This window comes from Phenylobacterium sp. 58.2.17 (assembly GCF_026411515.1).
Taxonomy (GTDB): domain Bacteria; phylum Pseudomonadota; class Alphaproteobacteria; order Caulobacterales; family Caulobacteraceae; genus Phenylobacterium.
On sequence record NZ_JAPMTQ010000029.1, the window covers coordinates 15,606 to 33,858 of the forward strand.

The following is an 18,253-nucleotide window of genomic DNA, read 5'->3' on the forward strand; positions in this document are numbered from 1 at the left end:
CTCGCCCTGATCAGTCTAGGCGGTCGCTCAGCCGCGACGAGCGCCGGCCAGGATGACCCGAATCTGGTCCTTCGACTTGGCCTGCAGCGCCTCGAGGCTCCAGCCGCCGAAGATCGCTTCCTGGAAGTTGGCCAGGTAGCAGTCGAACAGCATCTGGCTGCGCAGCTTCACTTCGGCTTCTTGCGACAGCTCGCCGCGCTCGACGCCGAGGGTCAGCTGCTCGGTGAACAGCTCCTGCAGTTCCAGCACCGGCGGCAGGTTGCGCAGCTCCTGGCCCTGTTCCGGCATCCAGGAGATCCCGAAGGCGGCGCGGGCCAGCGGCAGGCGCGTCTTGTAGAAGGCGTAGCCGGCGACGAACAGCTTCAGCAGGGTGTCGTCGACGCCGCGGCCGCGCGAGACGCCGTCGCGCATCGCTTCGACCAGGGCCTCCATGTCGGCGACCATGATTTCGCGGAACAGGTCCGACTTGTCGGTGAAGTTGGCGAACACCGCACCGGTCGACATGCCGGCCTCGGCGGCGATGTCACGGATGGTCGCGCCTTCATAGCCGGCTTCAGAGAACAAGCGGCGGGCGGCGGCCAGCACCTTGGCGCGGGTCTGCTGCTTGGCGAGCGCGCGACGGGTCGGAACGCGGACCTGGGTTTCGCCGGCGACTTCGATGTTGCTGGAAACGTGTTTCATCGGGCGATCCTCGCCGTCGCCAGCACCATCGGCGGTTCGAACTCTACGCAATACTCTTTCACTACCTTGGCGATCCGCTCAACGCCTTGCCGCGCGAAGCGCAGTCCCATCCGGGTCGCGTCGCGCAGCTCGACGATGAGCTGGCTCGGGTTTTCTACGGCTTGGTCGCCGCCCGGGGGGGAGCGGACGGCGGTGACGCAGGTCGTCATGACCACTGATTCCTCTTAACCCCTCAACTCGGCGGGTCCAAGTGATGGGTTTGGTTGAGCGCGTTCAGCGAACTTGTTTCGCAATGCGGTGATGCAGGCAGCATGTAGCGTGACGTTTCGGGCTTTGCCGTGTGGCGCAGCGTCGCAGACCGGCGTTTGCTGTGAAATTCGATGGGGAGGTGTCGGGCGCCCGCCAGTCAAAATAAACCGTCACTCGCTGAGCATGCTCGCAAAACGTCGTGCGACGAGACGGTTCTCGCTGCGCGTATGGCCGGTGTGCGGCGTGGTGCACACCCAAGACGTCCGGCGGCGAGGAATCCACACCCCCCAAACGGCGATGTTTCGGAGGCGGGCCGTCTATGTGTTTCAGGTCGAATTGGACTGCTGTCCAAGGCGAGTTTCAGTAACTGACCTGTCCTGGCAGGCTCGAAACTGGTGATCGCGCCGCGCACCGCGGGCCTTCAAGAAATCGTGTAGTCCCGCGCGCCGCGAGTATTGGCATAAATCGCGCCAAAATATCGCCGCTATCAGTTTGCGCCTTCCAGTAGTCGGCGCGCGATGACCTGGGCCTGAATCTCGCCGGCCCCCTCGAAAATGTTGAGGATGCGGGCGTCGGCCAACACGCGGCTGACCGGCTGTTCGGTGGCGAAGCCGGTTCCGCCATGGATCTGCACGGCGTTGTCGGCGCAGGCCCAGGCGATGCGGGCGGCGACCAGCTTGGCCATGCCCGCCTCCAGGTCGCAGCGGCGGCCCTCGTCCTTGGCGCGGGCGGCGAACCAGGTCAGTCGCCGCGCGCCGACCAGCTCGGCCGCCATCATCGCCAGCTTGTTCGTCACTCGCGGAAAGTCCGAGATCGGCCGTCCGAACTGCTTGCGGGCGACCGCATAGTCGACCGCCAGGTCGAGAGCCGATTGCGCCACCCCGATCGCGCGGGCCGCGGTCTGGATGCGCGCGCTCTCGAAGGTCGCCATCAGCTGGACGAAGCCCTGGCCCTCCTGGCCGCCCAGCAGCCGGGCGTGCGGCACCGAGAAGCCGTCGAAGGCGATCTCGTACTCCTTCATGCCGCGATAGCCGATCACGCCGATCTCGCCGCCGCTCATGCCCGGCGCGGGGAACGGGTCGGCCGCCGTGCCGCGGGGCTTGCCGGCCAGGAACATCGACAGGCCGCGGTGATCCTTCGCCGCCGGGTCGGTACGCACCAATAGCGTCATCAGGTCGGCGCGTGCGGCGTGGGTGATCCAGGTCTTGGCGCCGGTGACCTTCCAGGTCTCGCCGTCGCGCACGGCCCGCGTGCGCAGCGAGCCGAGGTCGGAGCCGGCCTCCGGCTCGGTGAAGACGGCGGTGGGGATGATCTCGCCGCTGGTGATGGCCGGCAGCAGCTCTTGCTTCTGTTCGTCGGTGCCGTGCGCCAGGATCAGCTCGGCTGCGATCTCCGAGCGGGTGCCCAGCGAGCCGGTCCCGATCCAGCCGCGTGACAGCGCCTCGGACACCACGCACATGGCGACCTTGCCCAGCCCCGAGCCGCCAAATTCCTCGGGCGCGGTCAGGCCGAAGACCCCCAGCGCCGCCAGTTCGTCGATGAGAGGCAGGGGGATCAGCTCGTCGCGCAGGTGCCAGCCGTGGGCGAACGGGACGATCTTCTCCTCGGCGAAGGCGTGGAACTGGTCGCGGACGTGCTCGAGCGTCTCGTCGAGGCCGCTGGCCTCCAGCGACGGGCGGCCGCGGGCGGCCTCCAGCAGCTCGACGATGCGGTGCTTCACCGCCTGCGAGGCGCCCGGCGCCAGCGCCGCGATCGCCGGCGACAGCCGCGCGGCGTCGAGGCCGAGGTCGGCGGGGCGGAAGGTCTCGCCCTGGTTCATCGGCAGCCCGCCGGCCAGTTGGTTCAGATACTCGAACGCCAGCAGCTGGGCAGGCAGGGCCTCGGCCTCGCCGAGACGGCCATCGGCCTGCAGGCCTGCCGCCCAGGCGGCGGTCTGGCGCAGGGTCTCGGCATAGGCGGCGGCCCAGGCCAGGCCGTGGGCGACGTGCTGCTCGCGATCGAGGGCCTCGCGATCAAGGCGCCCGCCGACCGCTACGCGGGCGCCGACCGACTGGCGGGCCTCAGCGACATAGGTTTCGGCGGCGTCGGCGGCGTCGGCCAGCAGGCCGGTAAGGTTCGCAAGCATCATGGCGGCCCGACTATAGGGGAAGCTTGCCGCGCGTCATCGGTGACGCTACGCCAACTGAAACGCGGAGGAAGCGCATGATCGTCGTCCATCACCTCAACGACTCGCGCTCGCAGCGCATCCTTTGGCTGCTGGAGGAGCTGGGGCTTCCCTACGAGATCAAGACCTACCAGCGTGATGCGACCACCCGCCTGGCGCCGCCCGAACTGACCGCCGTCCACCCGCTCGGCAAGTCGCCGGTGGTGACCGAGGGCGGAGCTACGATCGCCGAGTCCGGCGCGATCATCGATTACGTGCTGCGCCACCACGGCGCCGGCCGGTTGGCGCCGCCGGTGGGCACGCCCGACTACGAAGCCCACCAGCAGTGGCTGCACTACGCCGAGGGCTCGGCCATGCTGCCGCTGATGCTCAACATGTACGTCGCCCGGCTCGGCGAAGCCGGCGCGCCGCTGCAGCCGCGCATCCAGGGCGAGATGGCCAACCACCTCGGCTATGTCGACCGCGCGCTCGCAGGCCGCGACTACCTGATGGGCAAGGACCTGACCGCCGCCGACATCCAGATGAGCTTCGTGGGCGAAGTGGCCGGCGCCTTCGGCCAGTTCGCGAACTATCCGAACATCGCTGCCTGGGTGCGCCGGTTCCAGGACCGTCCGGCCTATCGCGCGGCCCTGGCCAAGGGCGGCCCCTACAACCTCGGCCCCAAGACCTAGCCGCGGGCTAAGGCGGCGACCAGCCGCCCAGGCCCCTGTCGCAGATCGTAGGCCAGGCCCGCGGCGGCGAGATTGGCGCTCAGCGCCTTGCCGATCCGCTGCGCCTGCGCCTCGCCCGGCGCGTCGAACACCAGCGCCAGGCGGTCGCCGGGCGCCAGCGTGCGGCGCAGGGCGGCGAGCCCCCCGCCGTCGGTGGTCCAGAACAGGTTCACATTGATCGCCAGGACCGCGTCGAAGGCGGCGGCCGGCAGGTCGGTGGTCTCCAGCGCGCCGCAGATCAGTTGCGCGCGCCCGCCCAGCCGCGCAGCGGCCGCGGCGATCGCCTTGGCCGAACGGTCCAGCGCGGTGACCTCGCAGCCGGCGGCGGCCAGCTCGGCGGCGGCGACGCCAGGCCCGCAGCCGATCTCCAGCACGCGCTCGCCGCGCGCGGGGGCCAGCAGCTCCAGCGCCCAGGCGATACGCGCCGGCAGGCTCATCGCGCCCAGGGGTCGTCCAGCACGCCGTCGATGAAGTCGAAGACGGCGGCCTTGGTCAGGGCGTGCGGAATGGCCGAGAAGTGGTCGCAGCCGGGGATCACTACCCCGCGCCCGTCGCCGAACGCCTGGGCCAGCAGTTCGGGATCGCCGTTGGTCTCCCGCTGGCCGGCCACCGCCAGCACCGGCATCGGCAGGGTCGCAAAGCCCTCGGTGTCCAGCGCTGGATTCTGCGCTTGGACGAAGGCGGCCAGGGCGCGGCGATCCTCGCCCTGTTCGTCGGCGAACTGGCGGAAGCTCTTGAGGAACGGCTCGGTGATGGTCTCCGGATCGTCGACCAGCATCGCCTGGGCCATCACCTCGCTCCGCGCCGAGGGGCGCTCGCTCAGCATCTTGTCGCCGACGCCGCCGAGGATCAGGTTCGAGAACCGCTGCGGCGCGGCCAGGGCGGCGGCGGCGGCGACGCGCGCGCCCATCGAATAGCCGAACAGGTCGACCCGGTTGACGCCGAGGTGGTCCATCAGCTCGACCACGTCGCGGGCCAGGTTTTCGCGCAGATAGGCGTCCGGCTCATAGGCCTTGCCGCTCTGGCCGTGGCCGCGCTGGTCGAGCGCGATCACCCGGAAGCGGCGGCGCTCCAGGGCCGCGTACCAGCCGGTCCGCTTCCAGCCTTCGTTGCGGTTCGAGGTGAAGCCGTGGACCAGCAGGATCGCCCGCTCGTAGTCGGCGGGGGCCTGGTCGTCATAGGCGATGGTGAAGCCGTCGCTGGTCGTGAAATCCATGTTCGCAAAGGGCTCGAAATTGAATGCGCCGTCAAAATAACGGCGCTCAACAGAGCCCCCGGCGGGCCGGAAGGCAAGCCCCGGTCAGCTGCGCCAGCGCAGGGTCGCGGCCTCGACGGGGTTCTCGAACGGGCGGCCGGCCTTGCGGCTGGCGGTCCATTCGCGCTTCAGCTGTTGGTACCACTTGGCCTGGCGGTCGGCGTCGTCGATCCACAGCAGCGAGGGATCGTAGCGTAGCCCCTCGTTCTGCAGGTTCACCATGTCGCCGTCCTGGCGCAGGAACGCCCGCGCGCCGGCGGCGATGAACGGCTTCAGCAGCAGGAACGCTGGGTGGTCGGACCAGACGATCTGGGTGATCTTCGTCTTGGTTTCGTGGATCGGCGTCAGGCAGGTCAGCGACAGCACCTGGCGCTGGCCGACGGTGACGTGCTCCCAGCGCAGGCCGGGGATGCGGAAGGTGATCTCGGTCAGCGGCTCGCCGCCCAGGATCGCATAGGCGCGGCTGTTCTTGCTGGGCTCGTGCCGGACCATCGCGAAGCCCTGTTCGCGCGGTTCGAACTTCTTGGCCTTCTCGTGTTGGCTCTTGGCCGAGCGCCACCACCACTGCTGGTGGACATAGGGCCCATGGGCCGGATCCATCAGGCCGACGACGGCGTGGTCGATGTGGGAGTCGAAGTCCATGCGGTCGACCAGCTTGGGGCCGCCGCCGACCACGCCGGGGAACACCGGCGGCGGCTCGGTCGGCTCGCCGGTGAAGCGCGGATCGGCGCTGATCCAGACGAACACCAGGCCCTGGCTTTCCACGGCCGGATAGTTGCGTACCCGGATGCGGCTGACGTCCATCGCCTGGTCGTCGACCAGCGACGGGATCGCCGCGCAGGCGCCGTCGGTCTTGAACCGCCAGCCGTGATAGGGGCACTCGACGCTCTCGGCGCCGTCGGCCTCGCGGGTCAGCTTGCCGGCCGACAGCGGGGCGGCGCGGTGTGGGCAGATGTCCTTGAGCGCATAGACCTTCCCGGACCGGTCGCGGCCCAGCAGGATCGGCTCTCCGAGAATCTCGTAGCGTTGCAGCTTGCCGGCCTTCAGGTCGCTCGCCAGGGCGGCGAAGTACCAGATGTCGTGCAGGAAGCCGCGACCGAACCTGGTGTCGGCGGTGGATGCGGTTTTGGTGTCGCCGTCGGGCATGGCCGCCTTCTAGCGCGTTACGCGAGCCGCAGGAACCTGGCCGAGTGGGCGCCCATGTGGAGGGCCGCGCCGTCCAGCCTCGCCTCGCCCGCCCCGGGGGCCAGGATCTCCGCTCCGGCCAGCCGCTCGTCTCCGAACACCGCCGGAGCGGTTCCCATGTTGAAGAGGCAGGCGATCTGCTGGTCTGCCTCGCGGCGGATGAAGGCCAGGATCGGCTCGGGGGCGCTGACCATCTCCAGGTCGCCGGTGACCAGGGCCGGGGTCGCGCGGCGCAGGGCCAGCAGGGCGCGCGAGAAGGCGAGGGTCGAATCGGCCGCCGCCTGGCTCGCCGCCGACAGCCCGGCGTGCTCGACCGCCAGCGGCAGCCAGGGCTTGCCGGCGGTGAAACCCATGTTGGGCCCCTCGGTCCAGGGCATCGGCGTGCGTGAGCCGTCGCGCCCCTTGGCGATCGGCCAGTAGAGATCGCCTACGGGATCGCGGATCTCCTCGCGGGTCAGGCTCTGGGCCTCGGGCAGGCCCAGTTCCTCGCCCTGGTAGAGCAGCACGGTGCCTTTCAGCGTCAGCAGCAGGGCCAGCATGAGCCGCGCGATCGCCTCGCCGCCGCCGAAGCGGGTGGCCGTGCGCGGGATGTCGTGGTTGCAGAACGAAATGCACGGCCAATGGCCGGGGAAGCGGTCCAGGGTGTCGTAGTGGTCGCGGAAGATGTCCGGCGACAGCTTGCGCGCATGCAGCAGGACGAAGGTGTAGGCCGAGTGCAGCCCTTCGGCAGGCGTGCAGTAGGCCCCGCAGCGTTCTTCCTCCTCCGAAAACTCCCCGAACACGAAGCGCTCGTCGAAGGCGTCCACCCGTCGGCGGATCTCGTCCAGCAGGGGGATGTTCTCAGGCAGGTTGGAGTCGTGCAGGTGGCGCTGCATCTCGCTGGCGTGCGCCCAGTGCCGGCGCAGCCGCTGCTCGGCCGGGACCGCCGGATTGTCGGTCAGGGTGTCGTCGTGCAGGAAGGTCCCGGCGACGTCCAGCCGGAAGCCGTCGATCCCCTTGTCGAGCCAGAACTCCAGCACCCGCAGGGCGGCGGCCTTGGCCTCCGGGTGGCGCCAGTTCAGCTTCGGCTGCTGGCGCAGGAATTTGTGGTGATAGTGCTGGCGGCGGGCCGGCTGGTAGGCCCAGGCCGGGCCGCCGAACACCGACAGCCAGTTGTTGGGCGCGGTCCCGTCGCGGGCCGGATCGGCCCAGACGTACCAGTCGGCCTTGGGGCCGTCCGCGCCGCCGTCGCGGCTCTCGGCGAACCAGGGGTGCTCGTCGGAAGTGTGCGACAGCACTTCGTCCAGCAGCACCTTCAGGCCCCGCCGGTGGGCGGCGTCGATCAGCGCCGCAAGATCGTCCATCGTCCCGTAGTCGGGCTGGACGCCTTCATAGTCGGAAATGTCGTAGCCCCAGTCGCGGTTCGGCGAGGGGTGGACGGGCGAGAGCCAGATGGCGTCGACGCCCAGGCTCTCGATGTAGTCCAGTTTGGCGAGCACACCGGCGAGGTCGCCTTGGCCGTCGCCGTCGGAGTCGAAGAAGCTCCGCACATAGACGTGGTAGACGACCGCGCCCTTCCACCAGGGCGCGGCCGACATCTTAGGCCTCGGAAGCGTTGGAGATGATCTTCGAGACCAGGCCGTACTCGACGGCGGCCTCGGCGTTCATCCAGAAGTTCCGCTGGGTGTCGCTGACGATCTTCTCGTAGGTCTGCCCGGTTTCCTTGGCGATCATGCGGTTGACGCGCTCGCGCATCTTCACGATCTCCTCGGCCTCGATCTGGATGTCGCTGGCCTGGCCACGCACGCCGCCCATCGGCTGGTGCAGCAGGAAGCGGGTGTTGGGCAGGCAGAGGCGGTTTTCCTTGGAGGCGCCGAGGTAGATGTGCGCGCCGGCCGAGGCCACCCAGCCGGTGCCGATCACCTTCACCTGCGGACCGCAGAACTTGATCATGTCGTGGATGGTGTCGCCGCTCTCGACGTGGCCGCCGGGCGAGTTGATCACCACCTTGATCGGCTTGTCGCTTTCGGCCGACAGGGCCAGCAGTTGGGCGGTGACCCGCTCGGCCAGGCGCATGTCGATCTCGCCGAACACCAGCACGGTGCGCGACTTGTAGAGCGCGTTCTGCACAGGCCCGGCCGTCATCGGCATGTCGGGCTTGCGGGCGCCGTCTTCGCTGTCGTCGTCTTCGTCCAGGCGCCAGTTACGCATATGGGTCTCCAATTCGGTTAGTCCGGAACGTGCGATGCGCAGCGGCGCTTCGCAAGAGCCGGAAGCCCACGCAAGGGTCGATAATGCGCGGGCAGGCTGTCTCTAGGCGGTTTGTCTGACGAAGTCGTTGCTTCAGCGGACCTTGAGCGCCAGCAGCAGGAGCAGCGCCGAGACGCCGAGGTGCAGCAGCATGAAGCGCACCAGCACCTGGCTGTTCGACCAACCCAGCTCCTTGCGGACATGGTCGTGCAGCGGGAAGCGCACCTTGGACAGCACCTTGAGGCCGAAGAACCGCATCAGCGCCACCTTCACCAGGCCGGTCGCCCCGTTCAGCAGCAGCACCGAGCCGATCAGCAGCAGGAACAGCGGGTTGTTGGTGGCGACCACCAGCATGCCGATCAGCAGCCCGATCGGGCGCGAGCCGGCGTCGCCCATCAGCACCTGGCTGGGCGGGGCGTTGTACCAGAGGTAGCCGGCGATGCAGCCGACCATCAGGAAGGCCATGATCGCCCAGTTGGCGCCGTCGCGGTTGAGCGGAATGTTCAGGTGCCCGGCCACCGCCTCGTTGCCGATCACGGTGTAGAGCAGGCCGCCCAGCAGCAGGATCGCCGTGCCGCTGAGGCTGCCGGAGACCCCGTCGACCCCGTCCGAGCAATTGGTGGCGTTGATCGACAACCAGATGACGCCGGCCGCCATCGGGATCGAGATCCAGGGCGCCAGGGTCAGCACGCCCTTCCAGCCCGGCAGCCAGATCTGCACCGGCTGGAAGCCGTAGATCACCGCGGCCGCCCCGAAGGCGATCGCGGCGTCCATGATCGCCAACTGGTACTCGCTGAACCCGCCGCGGCGGTCGTCGAGATAGCCGACCATCAGCGCCGCCAGCATGAACGGCACGGTCAGCAGGGGCTTGGCGGTCAGCGGCACGAACACCAGGCAAGCCAGGCAGAAGATGGTCACGAAGATCAGGCCGGCGCTGACCGGCTTGCCGACGCTCAGTTCGGCGTTGACCGCGAAGGCGCGGCCACGGTCGGTCGGCAGCAGGCCCCACAGCTTCGGCAACAGCAGCCATGTGCCCAGGGCGCAGATCGCGAACCCTGCGCCCGAGAGGAAGAAGAAGGAATTGAACAGCCGCAGCGGACCCCAGGCCTCGCCGAAGGTCGAATAGATCCAGTTCAGCATTCAGGTCGCGGTCCGCGCGGTTGGACGATCGCCCGGATGTGTCGCAATCCGGGCGGCTTGTCGATGCGGCGAAGGCGCTTGGCCTAGCCCGCCGTGCTGGTGGCGATCAGCCGGGCGTAGAACTGCACGGCGCGGTCCAGGTTCTCCAGGCTCATGTGCTCGTTGGTGCCGTGGATCATCTTGATGGTCTCCAGCGAGAAGACCATCGGCTGGAAGCGGTAGACGTCGTCGGCCACGCCGACCAGGTAGCGGCTGTCGGTGCCGGCGGTGACCAGGCTGGGGGCGACCGGCGCCTTGGCGGTGTCGCCGGCCAGGGCGGCGACCATCTTCCAGGCCTCCGACGTGGTCGAGGAGACCGGCGAGGGCTCGTTCGGCTTGCGGCTCCAGGCGAAGGTCACCGGCAGCGCCCCGACCGCGGCCTTGGCCCGCGCCAGCACCCCGGCCGAACTGTCGCCGGGCGCGATGCGGTAGTTGATCCAGGCGGTGGCGTCCTGCGGCAGGACGTTCTCCTTGGGGCTGCCCTTCAGCATGGTCGGGGCGGTGGTGGTGTGCAGCAGCGCCGCGCCGGAGGGGGTGGCCGCGGCCTGTTTGATGATCAGCGGCTCGAACAGCCAGCGGTTGGCCATCGCCATGCGGATCATGAACGAGCCCTGCGGCGCCAGGGTCTCCATCATCATGCCGCCGGGGCCGTCCAGCTTCATCGGCGCCTGATCCTCGGCGATCTTGGTCACCGCCCGGGCCAGGGTCAGCACGCCGCCGGAATCGGCCGGCGGGGCCGAGGAGTGGCCGCCCACGGCCTCGGCCGTGACCATCAAGGTCGCATAGCCCTTTTCGGCGATGCCGACCAAGGCGACCTGACCGCCGGTCAGCGGGTTGTCCGAGATGATCGCCATGCCCTCGTCGAGCACGAACTGGGCCTTGATCCCGCGCGACTTGAACAGCTCGGCGACGGCCTGGGCGCCGGCGCCGCCGGCCTCCTCGTCGTGGCCCGAAACCAGGATCAGCGTGCGTTTGGGCTTGTAGCCCTGCTGGGCCAGCGCCTCGACGCCCTCGAACAGGGTGACCAGCGAGCCCTTGTCGTCGATCGCGCCGCGGCCCCAGACCGCGCCCTCGGCGATCACGCCGCCGAACGGCGGGTGCTTCCAGTCGTCCTCGGTGCCCGGCGTCACCGGCACGACGTCCTGGTGCGCCATCAACACCACCGGCGCCAGGGCCGGATCGGACCCGGCCCAGGTGTAGACCAGGGTGTGGCCGGCGACGACCTCGCGGGTCATGGCCGCGTGCGCAGCCGGGTAGGTGGTCTGCAGCCAGGCGTGCAGCTTGTCCCATTCGCTGGTCTGGTTGTCGGCCTTGTCCTGGTTGCTGACGGTCTGGAACTGGATCGACTGCGACAGGTGCTCGGCCGCCTTGGCCGTGTCGATCGCCACCGCCGGGGCCAGTTTCACCTTGGAGAGGTCCGCGCCGGCGTTGGGCTTGTAGGTCAGCGTCCTGACCACGACGACGGCCGCGAGCAGTATGACGAGCCCGAGCAGTCCCAGCGCGATTCTGCCGATGAGTTTCATGGGGTCCCTCTCCTCTGGACCACGACCATAAGTCGGCGCCGTCGGGGAAGTGAAGCTGCGATGGCCGCTGCTAGCCGCGGGCGGCGCGGACGAAGAACACCGCGGTCATCGCGACCGACAGCGCGATGGTGGCGGCGCGCACCGCCCGCGGGTCCAGCCGCCGGCCGACGTGCGCGCCCAGGTATCCGCCGGCCAGGGCTCCGAGCGCGACCATCAGCGCCTGCGGCCAGCGCACCGCCCCGGCGATCGCGAAACAGACCACCGCGACGGTGTTGGCGGCGCTGACCATCAGGGTGCGCGGCGGATTGAGCTGCTTGAGGTCGACCCCGGCCAGCAGGCTCCAGGCCGCCATCATCATCAGCCCGACCGCGCCGCCGAAGTAGCCGCCATAGACCCCCAGCGCGAACTGCAGGACCAGGATCGGCCCCGGTCCGATTTGCGCATGACGCTGCAGCCAGGGTGCAAGGCGCGGTCCGAACGCCAGGGCGAGCGTTGCGGTCAGCAACAGCCAGGGCAGGATGATGTCGAAGGTCGAGGAGGGCGTCCACAGCAGCAGCAGGCTGCCCGCCAGGCCGCCGATCAGGGTGACGGCCAGCATCGGCCGGATCGGCACGCCGCAGACCTGCGTCAGGCCTTGGCGGTAGACGAAGGCGCTGGCCAGGCCGCCGGGATAGAGCGCCACGGTGCTGGAGGCGTTCGCCGCCACCGAAGGCACGCCCGCCGCGATCAGCGCCGGCAGGGTGACGAACGAGCCGCCGCCGGCCAGGGCGTTCATCGCCCCGGCCAGCAGTCCCGCGCCCAGCAACAGGAACTCGCTACCCATGCCGGCAAGCTGCGCCGGGCGGGGCGGGCGCACAATGCGCGGTCGCCGTGGTCAGCCTTCGCCAACCGCGAAGGCTAGAGCGACTTCAGCCAGGGCAGCAGACGGTCGTTGACCTCCTGCGGGCGCTCCTGCTGGGTCCAGTGGCCGCAGCCGGGCAGCACGTCGGCGCCGCGCAGATCGGGCATCTCCGCGCCCATGATCGCCATCAGGTCGCCCTTGCCCAGCATCGACAGCACCAGGTCGCGCTCGCCGCCGACGAACAGCGAGGGCTGCTCGATCTTGCGGCCTTCGAACTGGCGCAGATACTCGAAGTCGCGCTGGTGATTGCGATAGCGGTTGATCGGGCCGCGGAAGCCCGAGCGCTCGAACTCGCCGACGTAGTAGTCGAGGTCGGCGTCGGTCAGCCAGGCGGGGAAGGGGGCCGGGTCGACCAGTCCTTCCAGCAGGCTCTGGCCGTGGGTCTTGTCGCTCGGCCAAGTCCCGTCGGGCGCATCGCCGCTGATCGCGTAGTAGAACTTGCGCAGGCCCCCGCGGACGTCGGCCTCCAGCTCGGCCTCGGCCGGGCCGACGTTCTGGAACCAGGCCTGGTAGAAGAACTTGCCGCGGCTGGTGAAGACGCTCTCGATCATGTCGCTGAACGGCCGCTTGGGGACGCCGGTATACGGCACCGAAAGACCAGCAACCGCACGCACCCGGTCGGGCCGAACCAGCGCCGTGTTCCAGACGATCGGCGCGCCCCAGTCGTGGCCGATCAGCACGGCCGGCGCCTCGGGGCTCAGCGCCTCGATCACCCCGGCCACGTCGGCGACCATGTGCTCCATGTCGTAAGCCTCGATGGCCTGGGGCCGCGAGGAGCCGCCATAGCCGCGCACGTCGATGGCGCAGGCGGTGAAGCCGGCCTGCGCGATCGGTCCCATCTGGTGGCGCCAGCTGTACCAGCTCTCGGGAAAGCCGTGGACCATGACCACCAGCGGCCCCTGGCCTTCGATGGCGGCGCGCAGCGTCACCTCCGGCAGCGCAATCTCACGAAACTCCGGCATGCTGGCTTCTCCCCGAACCGCTTGACCCAACGTCGCCCGGCGCCGCAAATGGCGACGACAAAATCAAACACGTGTTTGGAGGGAACGCCATGGGCGAACTGTTCGACCTGACCGGCAAGGTCGCTGTCATCACCGGATCCTCGCGCGGGATCGGCAAGGCGATCGCCGAGCGGATGGCCGAGCATGGCGCCAAGGTGACGATCTCCTCGCGCAAGGCCGGCCCCTGCGAAGAGGTGGCCGCCGAGATCAACGCCAAGCATCCGGGCGCGGCCATCGCCGTTCCGGCCAACATCTCGTCGAAGGAAGACCTTCAGCGGCTGGTCGACGAGACCCGCAAGGCGTTCGGCAAGATCGACATCCTGGTCTGCAACGCCGCTTCGAATCCGTACTACGGCCCGATGAGCGGCATCGGCGACGACCAGTTCCGCAAGATCCTCGAGAACAACGTCATCGCCAACAACTGGCTGATCAACATGGTCTCGCCCGAGATGCGCGAGCGCAAGGACGGCTCGATCGTCATCATCTCGTCGATCGGCGGTCTGCGCGGCACCCCGGTGATCGGCGCCTATGCGATCTCCAAGGCGGCCGACATGCAACTGGCCCGCAACCTCGCCCAGGAGCTCTCGCCCGACAACATCCGCGTGAACTGCATCGCGCCGGGCCTGGTGAAGACCGACTTCGCCAAGGCGCTGTGGGACACCCCGGAAGGCGAGAAGCGCGCCTCCTCGGGTACGCCGCTGCGCCGGCTGGGCGAGCCGGACGACATCGCCGGCGGCGCGGTGTTCCTGGCCTCCAAGGCCGGCTCGTGGATGACCGGCCAGACCGTGGTCATCGACGGCGGCTCGACCTCCTGACCTAAGCGCGGGACCTTACGCCCGGCGCGAGAGGTCCCGCGCCTTGGCCAGGCGGCGCACGCCCTCGTCCAGCGTCTGGTCGTTCTTGGCCAGACACAGGCGCAGGATGGTGGCCACCTGGTCCTCTTCGTAGAGCGCCGAGACCGGGATGCTGGCGACGCCGGCGTCCTTGACCGCGCGCAATGCGAAGGCGCGGTCGGGCTCGTCGATCCCCGAGGCCGCCAGGTCGACATTGAGGAAGTAGGTGCCCTGCGCCGGCAGGGTGACGAAGCCCTCGGCCGCCAGGCCCGCGGCCAGCCGGTCGCGTGAACGCTGCAGGTCGCGCGGCATGGTCTCGAACCAGTCGCCGCTGTTCTCCAGGCCCCAGGCGACCGCGGCCTGCAGGTTGGGCGCGGTGGTGAAGGTGAGGAACTGGTGCGTCCTCGACAGCGCCCGGGTCAGCTCGGCGCCGGCGCACAGGAAGCCGACCTTCCAGCCGGTCAGGCCGAACATCTTGCCGGCCGAACCGATCTTCACGGTCCGCTCGCGCATGCCGGGAAAGGCGATCAGCGGCAGGTGCCGCGCGCCGTCGAACACCACCTGCTCCCAGACCTCGTCGCAGATCGCGATGGCGTCATGCGCGATGCAGAACTCGGCCAGCAGGGCCAGGTCTTCATGCGGCAGCACCGCGCCGGCGGGGTTGATCGGGTTGTTCAGCACCACGAACCGGGTGCGCGGGCCGAACGCCGCCTCCAGCATCGCGCGGTCGAAGCGCCAATGCGGCGGGCTGAGCTTGACCAGCCGCGGCACTCCGCCGGCGCGGCGGATCAGCGGCAGGTAGGCGTCGTACAGCGGCTGGAACACCACCACCTCGTCACCCGGCTGGATCAGGCCGAGGAACGCCGCCGCCAGCGCCTCGGTCGCACCGGAGGTGATGGTGACTTCGCCGGTCCAATCCAGGCCCAGCCCCTGGGTTCGCGCATAGTGCGCGGCCACGGCGGCGCGCAACTCGGGCAGGCCGGCCATCGGCGGATACTGGTTGTAGCCGTTCAGCACCGCGTCGGCGGCGTGCTCGCGGATCGCCAGCGGGCCGGGAGCGTCCGGGAACCCCTGGCCCAGGTTGATGGCCCCGAGCTCGCGGGCCAGGCCCGACATCTCCTCGAAGATTGTAGTCGGAAGGTTTGCGAAAATCGGATTGGCCATGGGTGTTGCCTAGCACAGCTCGGCTCGGCGCGCCTCGGCCGTCGATCTCGCTCCGTCGATGCGACCTCCAGCGGCGCTGCGCGTTGTGAGGTCTGGATGGGCCTTCCGCTCTAGCTTGTGGCGGCCGTCCAGGTGCGAAAGAGGGGCAGGCGGCATGGGCGGACTCCAACCGCCGATCGGCTGGCGGCGAGGGCTCGCCTATGGCGGCGTTTCGCTCCTGCTCGGCCTGACCCAGGGCCTGGGCTTCAACCTGGTCAACAACAACCTGCCCTGGATCCAGGGCTCGCTCGGCGCCTATCCGAACGAAGCGGCCTGGCTGTCGACCGCCTACACCGCCACCAACGCCACCATCGGCCTCCTGGCGATCAAGTTCCGCTTCCAGTACGGCCTGCGACTGTTCGGCGACATCGGGCTGGGCCTGTTCATCGTGGTCGCCGTCGCGCACCTGTTCACCGACGACCTGCGCTCGGCCATCGCGGTGCGCGCGGCCTCCGGGGTCGCGGCCACGGCCCTGTCGACCATGGCGCTGCTCTACATGATCGCCGCGGTGCCCGAGCATCGCCGGCCGATGGGCGTCGCGCTGGGGGTCGGCTGGAGCCAGCTGGCCGCGCCGCTGTCGCGGCTGGTCTCGTCGGACCTGCTGCAGATCGGCCAATGGCACGGACTCTACCTGCTGGAGATCGGCCTGAGCCTGCTGTGCCTGGTGGCGGTGAACCTTGTGCGGGTCCCGCCGATACCGCGGGTGAAGATGTTCCAGGCGCGCGATTTCCTGACCTTCGCCCTCTTCGCTCCGGGGGTGGCGCTGCTCTGCGCCGTGCTCGCCCAGGGCCGCTATGTCTGGTGGTTCGACGCGCCCTGGCTGGGCTGGGCGCTGGCGGCGGCCATCGTGCTGATCGCCGCCTCGGTGCTGGTCGAACTGCACCGCGCCCAGCCGCTGCTGCATATCCGCTGGCTCTCCAGTGCCGACATGCTGCGGCTGGTGGTGATCATCCTCCTGTTCCGCATCGTGCTGTCGGAACAGGGCGTCGGCGCCTTCGGCTTCCTTCAGGCCATGGGGATGAACAACGACCAGATGCGGGGCCTGTCCTGGGTGATGTTCTGGGCGACGCTGGCCGGGATGGTCATCGTGGCGGTGACCATCAATCCGGCGCGGGTCTCGACCCCGGCCCTGATCGCGCTGCTGCTGATCGCTGCGGCCGCTTACTGGGACAGCCACGTCACCAATCTCACCCGGCCGGCGCAGATGTATTTCAGCCAGGGGCTGATCGCCTTCGCCAGCGCTCTGTTCCTGCCCGCGGTCATGCTCGCCGGCTTCGGCCGGGCCTTGCGCCAGGGCCAGGAGTTCATCATCAGCTTCGCGGTCATCTTCGGCGCCGGCCAGAGCCTCGGCGCCTTGGCCGGCTCGGCCTTCCTGGGCACGCTGATGACCGTGCGCGAAAAGGCCCATTCCGCCCAGATCGTCGAGCGGCTGCTGCTGACCGACCCGCAGGTCGCCGCGCGCGTGCGTCAGTATGCGGGCGCCTATGGCGGGACGATCTCCGACCCGACCCTGCGCCAGGGCGAGGGCCTGGCCCTGCTCAGCCAGCTCGCGACGCGGGAGGCCACGGTCCTGGCCTATGCCGACGTCTTCCGGGTCATCGCGGTGCTGTCGCTGCTGGTGTTCGCCTATCTCCTGGCCCTGCGCCTGCGCGAGGATGCGCGGGCGCGGCGCGCCGCCCTCCTGACCCCTGTCGAGGCCGCCTGACGTGAGTGACGCCGCCGCTGTCCCATCTCCCGCCAAGCGCCCCTGGTCGCGCGCGGCCATCCCCATCGTGCTGGCTGCGGTCGGCGGCGTGCTGCTGGTGCTGTTCGCCTGGCGCCTGCCGCCGTTCGACACCGGCGTGCAGAGCACCGACAATGCCTATGTGCGCGGCTATGTGACGATCATCAGCCCGAAGCTGGACGGATACGTCTCCGAGGTCCTGGTGAAGGACTTCATGCCGGTGAAGGCCGGCCAGGCGCTGGTGGTGATCGACGATCGCAACTACCGCCAGAAGGTCGAGCAGGCGCGTGCGGCGCTGGCGGTGCAAAAGGCGAACCTCGCCAACTGGGACCAGCAGCGTCGCCGGGGGCAGGCCAATATCAGCCTGGTGGGCGCGCAGGAGACAAGCGCCCGCGCGGCCCTGGCCAAGGCCCAGGCCGACTTCCGACGCGCCGAGCCGCTGGTCCAGAAGGGCTGGCTGGCGCCCACCGAACTCGACCGGCTGCAGCTGGCCGTGCAGCAGGCGGAAGCTGCAGTCGGGCAGGCGCAGGCGCAGGGACGGGTGGCGCAGGAGGACCTCGCCTCGGTCGGGGTCAACCGCGCGGCGCTGGAGGCCGCGGTGGCGCAGTCGCAGGCGGCGCTCGAACTGGCGCAGATCGACCTGGCCAACACCCGCATCACGGCGCCGGTCGGCGGTCAGGTCGGCGAGGTGGGGGTCAAGGTCGGCCAGTACGTGGCGCCCGGAACCCAGCTGATGGGCCTGGTGCCGCAGGCGATCTGGATCACCGCCAACTTCAAGGAGACCCAGATGAAGGACGTGGCGGTCGGCGAGCCGGTCCACGTCCGCATCGACGCCCTGCCGGGAACCACGTTGCGGGGCAAGGTCGAGCGCATCGGCCCGGCGGCCGGATCGGAATTCGCGGTGATCAAGCCGGACAACGCCACCGGCAACTTCACCAAGGTGGTTCAGCGGATCCCGGTTCGCATCGCGCTGGATGGCGGGCAGGAGGCGACCGCGCGGCTGCGGCCTGGGATGTCGGCGGTGGTGAGCATCGATACCCGTCGCCGCTAGCTGCGGCTCAGAGCGCGTTCAGAGCCTCGCCCAGGGTGCGCGGGCTGAGCGGCTTGCCCAGGAAGCCGATCGGCTTGATGGCGGCCACCGAGCGGCGGAATTCTTCGGTGATCGAGCCGGAGACGAACAGCGAGCGCACCCCGAGCTTGTCGTAGAGCTTTCGGGCCAGCGCGCCGCCGTCGGCGCCGCGGGCCAGGCGGATGTCGACGAGCGCGATGTCGGGGCGGCCGTCCTCGGCCAGCGCCCAGGCCTCGTTGGCGTCGGCGGCTTCGGCCACGACTTCATGGCCCAGGTCTTCCAGCAGGCCGACGATGTCGAGCGCGATCAGCGCGTCGTCCTCAACAACCATGATACGCACTGCGCGGC

Annotated in this window: 18 protein-coding genes; 4 read left to right on the forward strand and 14 right to left on the reverse strand. The window is 69.4% G+C overall.

The window, feature by feature from the left end; all coding sequences use genetic code 11:
- Nucleotides 1-27: 27 nt before the first annotated feature.
- The 3 genes from OUA97_RS16215 to OUA97_RS16225 all read right to left on the reverse strand — a co-directional run bounded on the left by OUA97_RS16215 (nt 28) and on the right by OUA97_RS16225 (nt 3,058).
- Complete coding sequence (locus tag OUA97_RS16215) at nt 28-681, reverse strand: TetR/AcrR family transcriptional regulator (RefSeq protein WP_267233066.1); 654 nt, start codon at nt 679-681, stop codon at nt 28-30.
- Nucleotides 678-890 (reverse strand): hypothetical protein, encoded by a 213-nt coding sequence (locus tag OUA97_RS16220; RefSeq protein ID WP_267233067.1) that lies wholly within the window; start codon nt 888-890, stop codon nt 678-680. The genes OUA97_RS16215 and OUA97_RS16220 overlap by 4 nt, the downstream gene beginning before the upstream one ends.
- A gap of 527 nt (nt 891-1,417) precedes the next feature.
- Entirely contained in the window at nt 1,418-3,058 is a 1,641-nt protein-coding gene (locus OUA97_RS16225; protein ID WP_267233068.1) for an acyl-CoA dehydrogenase family protein, read from the reverse strand.
- 74 nt (nt 3,059-3,132) lie between these two features.
- Here OUA97_RS16225 and OUA97_RS16230 point away from each other — a divergent pair, with 74 nt between their 5' ends.
- Nucleotides 3,133-3,765 carry a glutathione S-transferase family protein gene (locus tag OUA97_RS16230; RefSeq protein ID WP_267233069.1) on the forward strand — a complete coding sequence of 211 codons (633 nt, stop codon included), beginning with the start codon at nt 3,133-3,135 and terminating at the stop codon, nt 3,763-3,765.
- Here the strand turns inward: OUA97_RS16230 and OUA97_RS16235 are convergent.
- The 9 genes from OUA97_RS16235 to OUA97_RS16275 form a co-directional block, all read right to left on the reverse strand.
- Nucleotides 3,762-4,241 (reverse strand): class I SAM-dependent methyltransferase, encoded by a 480-nt coding sequence (locus OUA97_RS16235; RefSeq protein ID WP_267233070.1) that lies wholly within the window; start codon nt 4,239-4,241, stop codon nt 3,762-3,764. The two genes, OUA97_RS16230 and OUA97_RS16235, sit on opposite strands and share 4 nt — an antisense overlap.
- On the reverse strand, nt 4,238-5,020 hold the full coding sequence (locus OUA97_RS16240) for an alpha/beta fold hydrolase (RefSeq protein ID WP_267233071.1): 783 nt from the start codon (nt 5,018-5,020) through the stop codon (nt 4,238-4,240). Before OUA97_RS16240 ends, OUA97_RS16235 begins: the two co-directional genes overlap by 4 nt.
- 84 nt (nt 5,021-5,104) lie before the next feature.
- Nucleotides 5,105-6,205, reverse strand: a complete 1,101-nt coding sequence (locus tag OUA97_RS16245) for an aromatic ring-hydroxylating oxygenase subunit alpha (RefSeq protein ID WP_267233072.1) — start codon at nt 6,203-6,205, stop codon at nt 5,105-5,107.
- Between the two features lie 17 nt (nt 6,206-6,222).
- Nucleotides 6,223-7,821: an alpha-amylase family glycosyl hydrolase gene (locus OUA97_RS16250; RefSeq protein WP_267233073.1), complete on the reverse strand. Its 1,599-nt coding sequence runs from the start codon at nt 7,819-7,821 to the stop codon at nt 6,223-6,225.
- Between the two features lies 1 nt (nt 7,822).
- On the reverse strand, nt 7,823-8,434 hold the full coding sequence (locus OUA97_RS16255; RefSeq protein WP_267233074.1) for an ATP-dependent Clp protease proteolytic subunit: 612 nt from the start codon (nt 8,432-8,434) through the stop codon (nt 7,823-7,825).
- 132 nt (nt 8,435-8,566) lie between these two features.
- Entirely contained in the window at nt 8,567-9,613 is a 1,047-nt protein-coding gene (locus OUA97_RS16260) for a hypothetical protein (protein ID WP_267233075.1), read from the reverse strand.
- Between the two features lie 83 nt (nt 9,614-9,696).
- On the reverse strand, nt 9,697-11,175 hold the full coding sequence (locus OUA97_RS16265; RefSeq protein WP_267233076.1) for a M20 family peptidase: 1,479 nt from the start codon (nt 11,173-11,175) through the stop codon (nt 9,697-9,699).
- Nucleotides 11,176-11,245: 70 nt separating this feature from the next.
- A complete protein-coding gene (locus OUA97_RS16270) occupies nt 11,246-11,998 on the reverse strand; it encodes a sulfite exporter TauE/SafE family protein (protein ID WP_267233077.1) in 753 nt (250 codons plus the stop codon).
- Nucleotides 11,999-12,072: 74 nt separating this feature from the next.
- Entirely contained in the window at nt 12,073-13,038 is a 966-nt protein-coding gene (locus tag OUA97_RS16275) for an alpha/beta fold hydrolase (protein ID WP_267233078.1), read from the reverse strand.
- Nucleotides 13,039-13,127: 89 nt separating this feature from the next.
- Here OUA97_RS16275 and OUA97_RS16280 point away from each other — a divergent pair, with 89 nt between their 5' ends.
- Complete coding sequence (locus OUA97_RS16280) at nt 13,128-13,892, forward strand: SDR family oxidoreductase (protein WP_267233079.1); 765 nt, start codon at nt 13,128-13,130, stop codon at nt 13,890-13,892.
- 15 nt (nt 13,893-13,907) lie between these two features.
- Here OUA97_RS16280 and OUA97_RS16285 read toward each other — a convergent pair whose 3' ends face one another.
- Nucleotides 13,908-15,074: an aminotransferase gene (locus OUA97_RS16285; protein ID WP_267233080.1), complete on the reverse strand. Its 1,167-nt coding sequence runs from the start codon at nt 15,072-15,074 to the stop codon at nt 13,908-13,910.
- 154 nt (nt 15,075-15,228) lie between these two features.
- On the opposite strand from OUA97_RS16285, the gene OUA97_RS16290 reads away from it, so the two are divergent.
- The gene (locus OUA97_RS16290) at nt 15,229-16,818 is read left to right on the forward strand and encodes a transporter (protein WP_267233081.1); all 1,590 of its coding nucleotides are present in this window, start codon (nt 15,229-15,231) and stop codon (nt 16,816-16,818) included.
- Nucleotide 16,819: 1 nt separating this feature from the next.
- The gene (locus OUA97_RS16295; protein ID WP_267233082.1) at nt 16,820-17,887 is read left to right on the forward strand and encodes an HlyD family secretion protein; all 1,068 of its coding nucleotides are present in this window, start codon (nt 16,820-16,822) and stop codon (nt 17,885-17,887) included.
- A gap of 7 nt (nt 17,888-17,894) precedes the next feature.
- Here the strand turns inward: OUA97_RS16295 and OUA97_RS16300 are convergent, their stop codons facing one another.
- Nucleotides 17,895-18,236 carry a response regulator gene (locus OUA97_RS16300; RefSeq protein ID WP_267233101.1) on the reverse strand — a complete coding sequence of 114 codons (342 nt, stop codon included), beginning with the start codon at nt 18,234-18,236 and terminating at the stop codon, nt 17,895-17,897.
- Between the last annotated feature and the right edge of the window lie 17 nt (nt 18,237-18,253).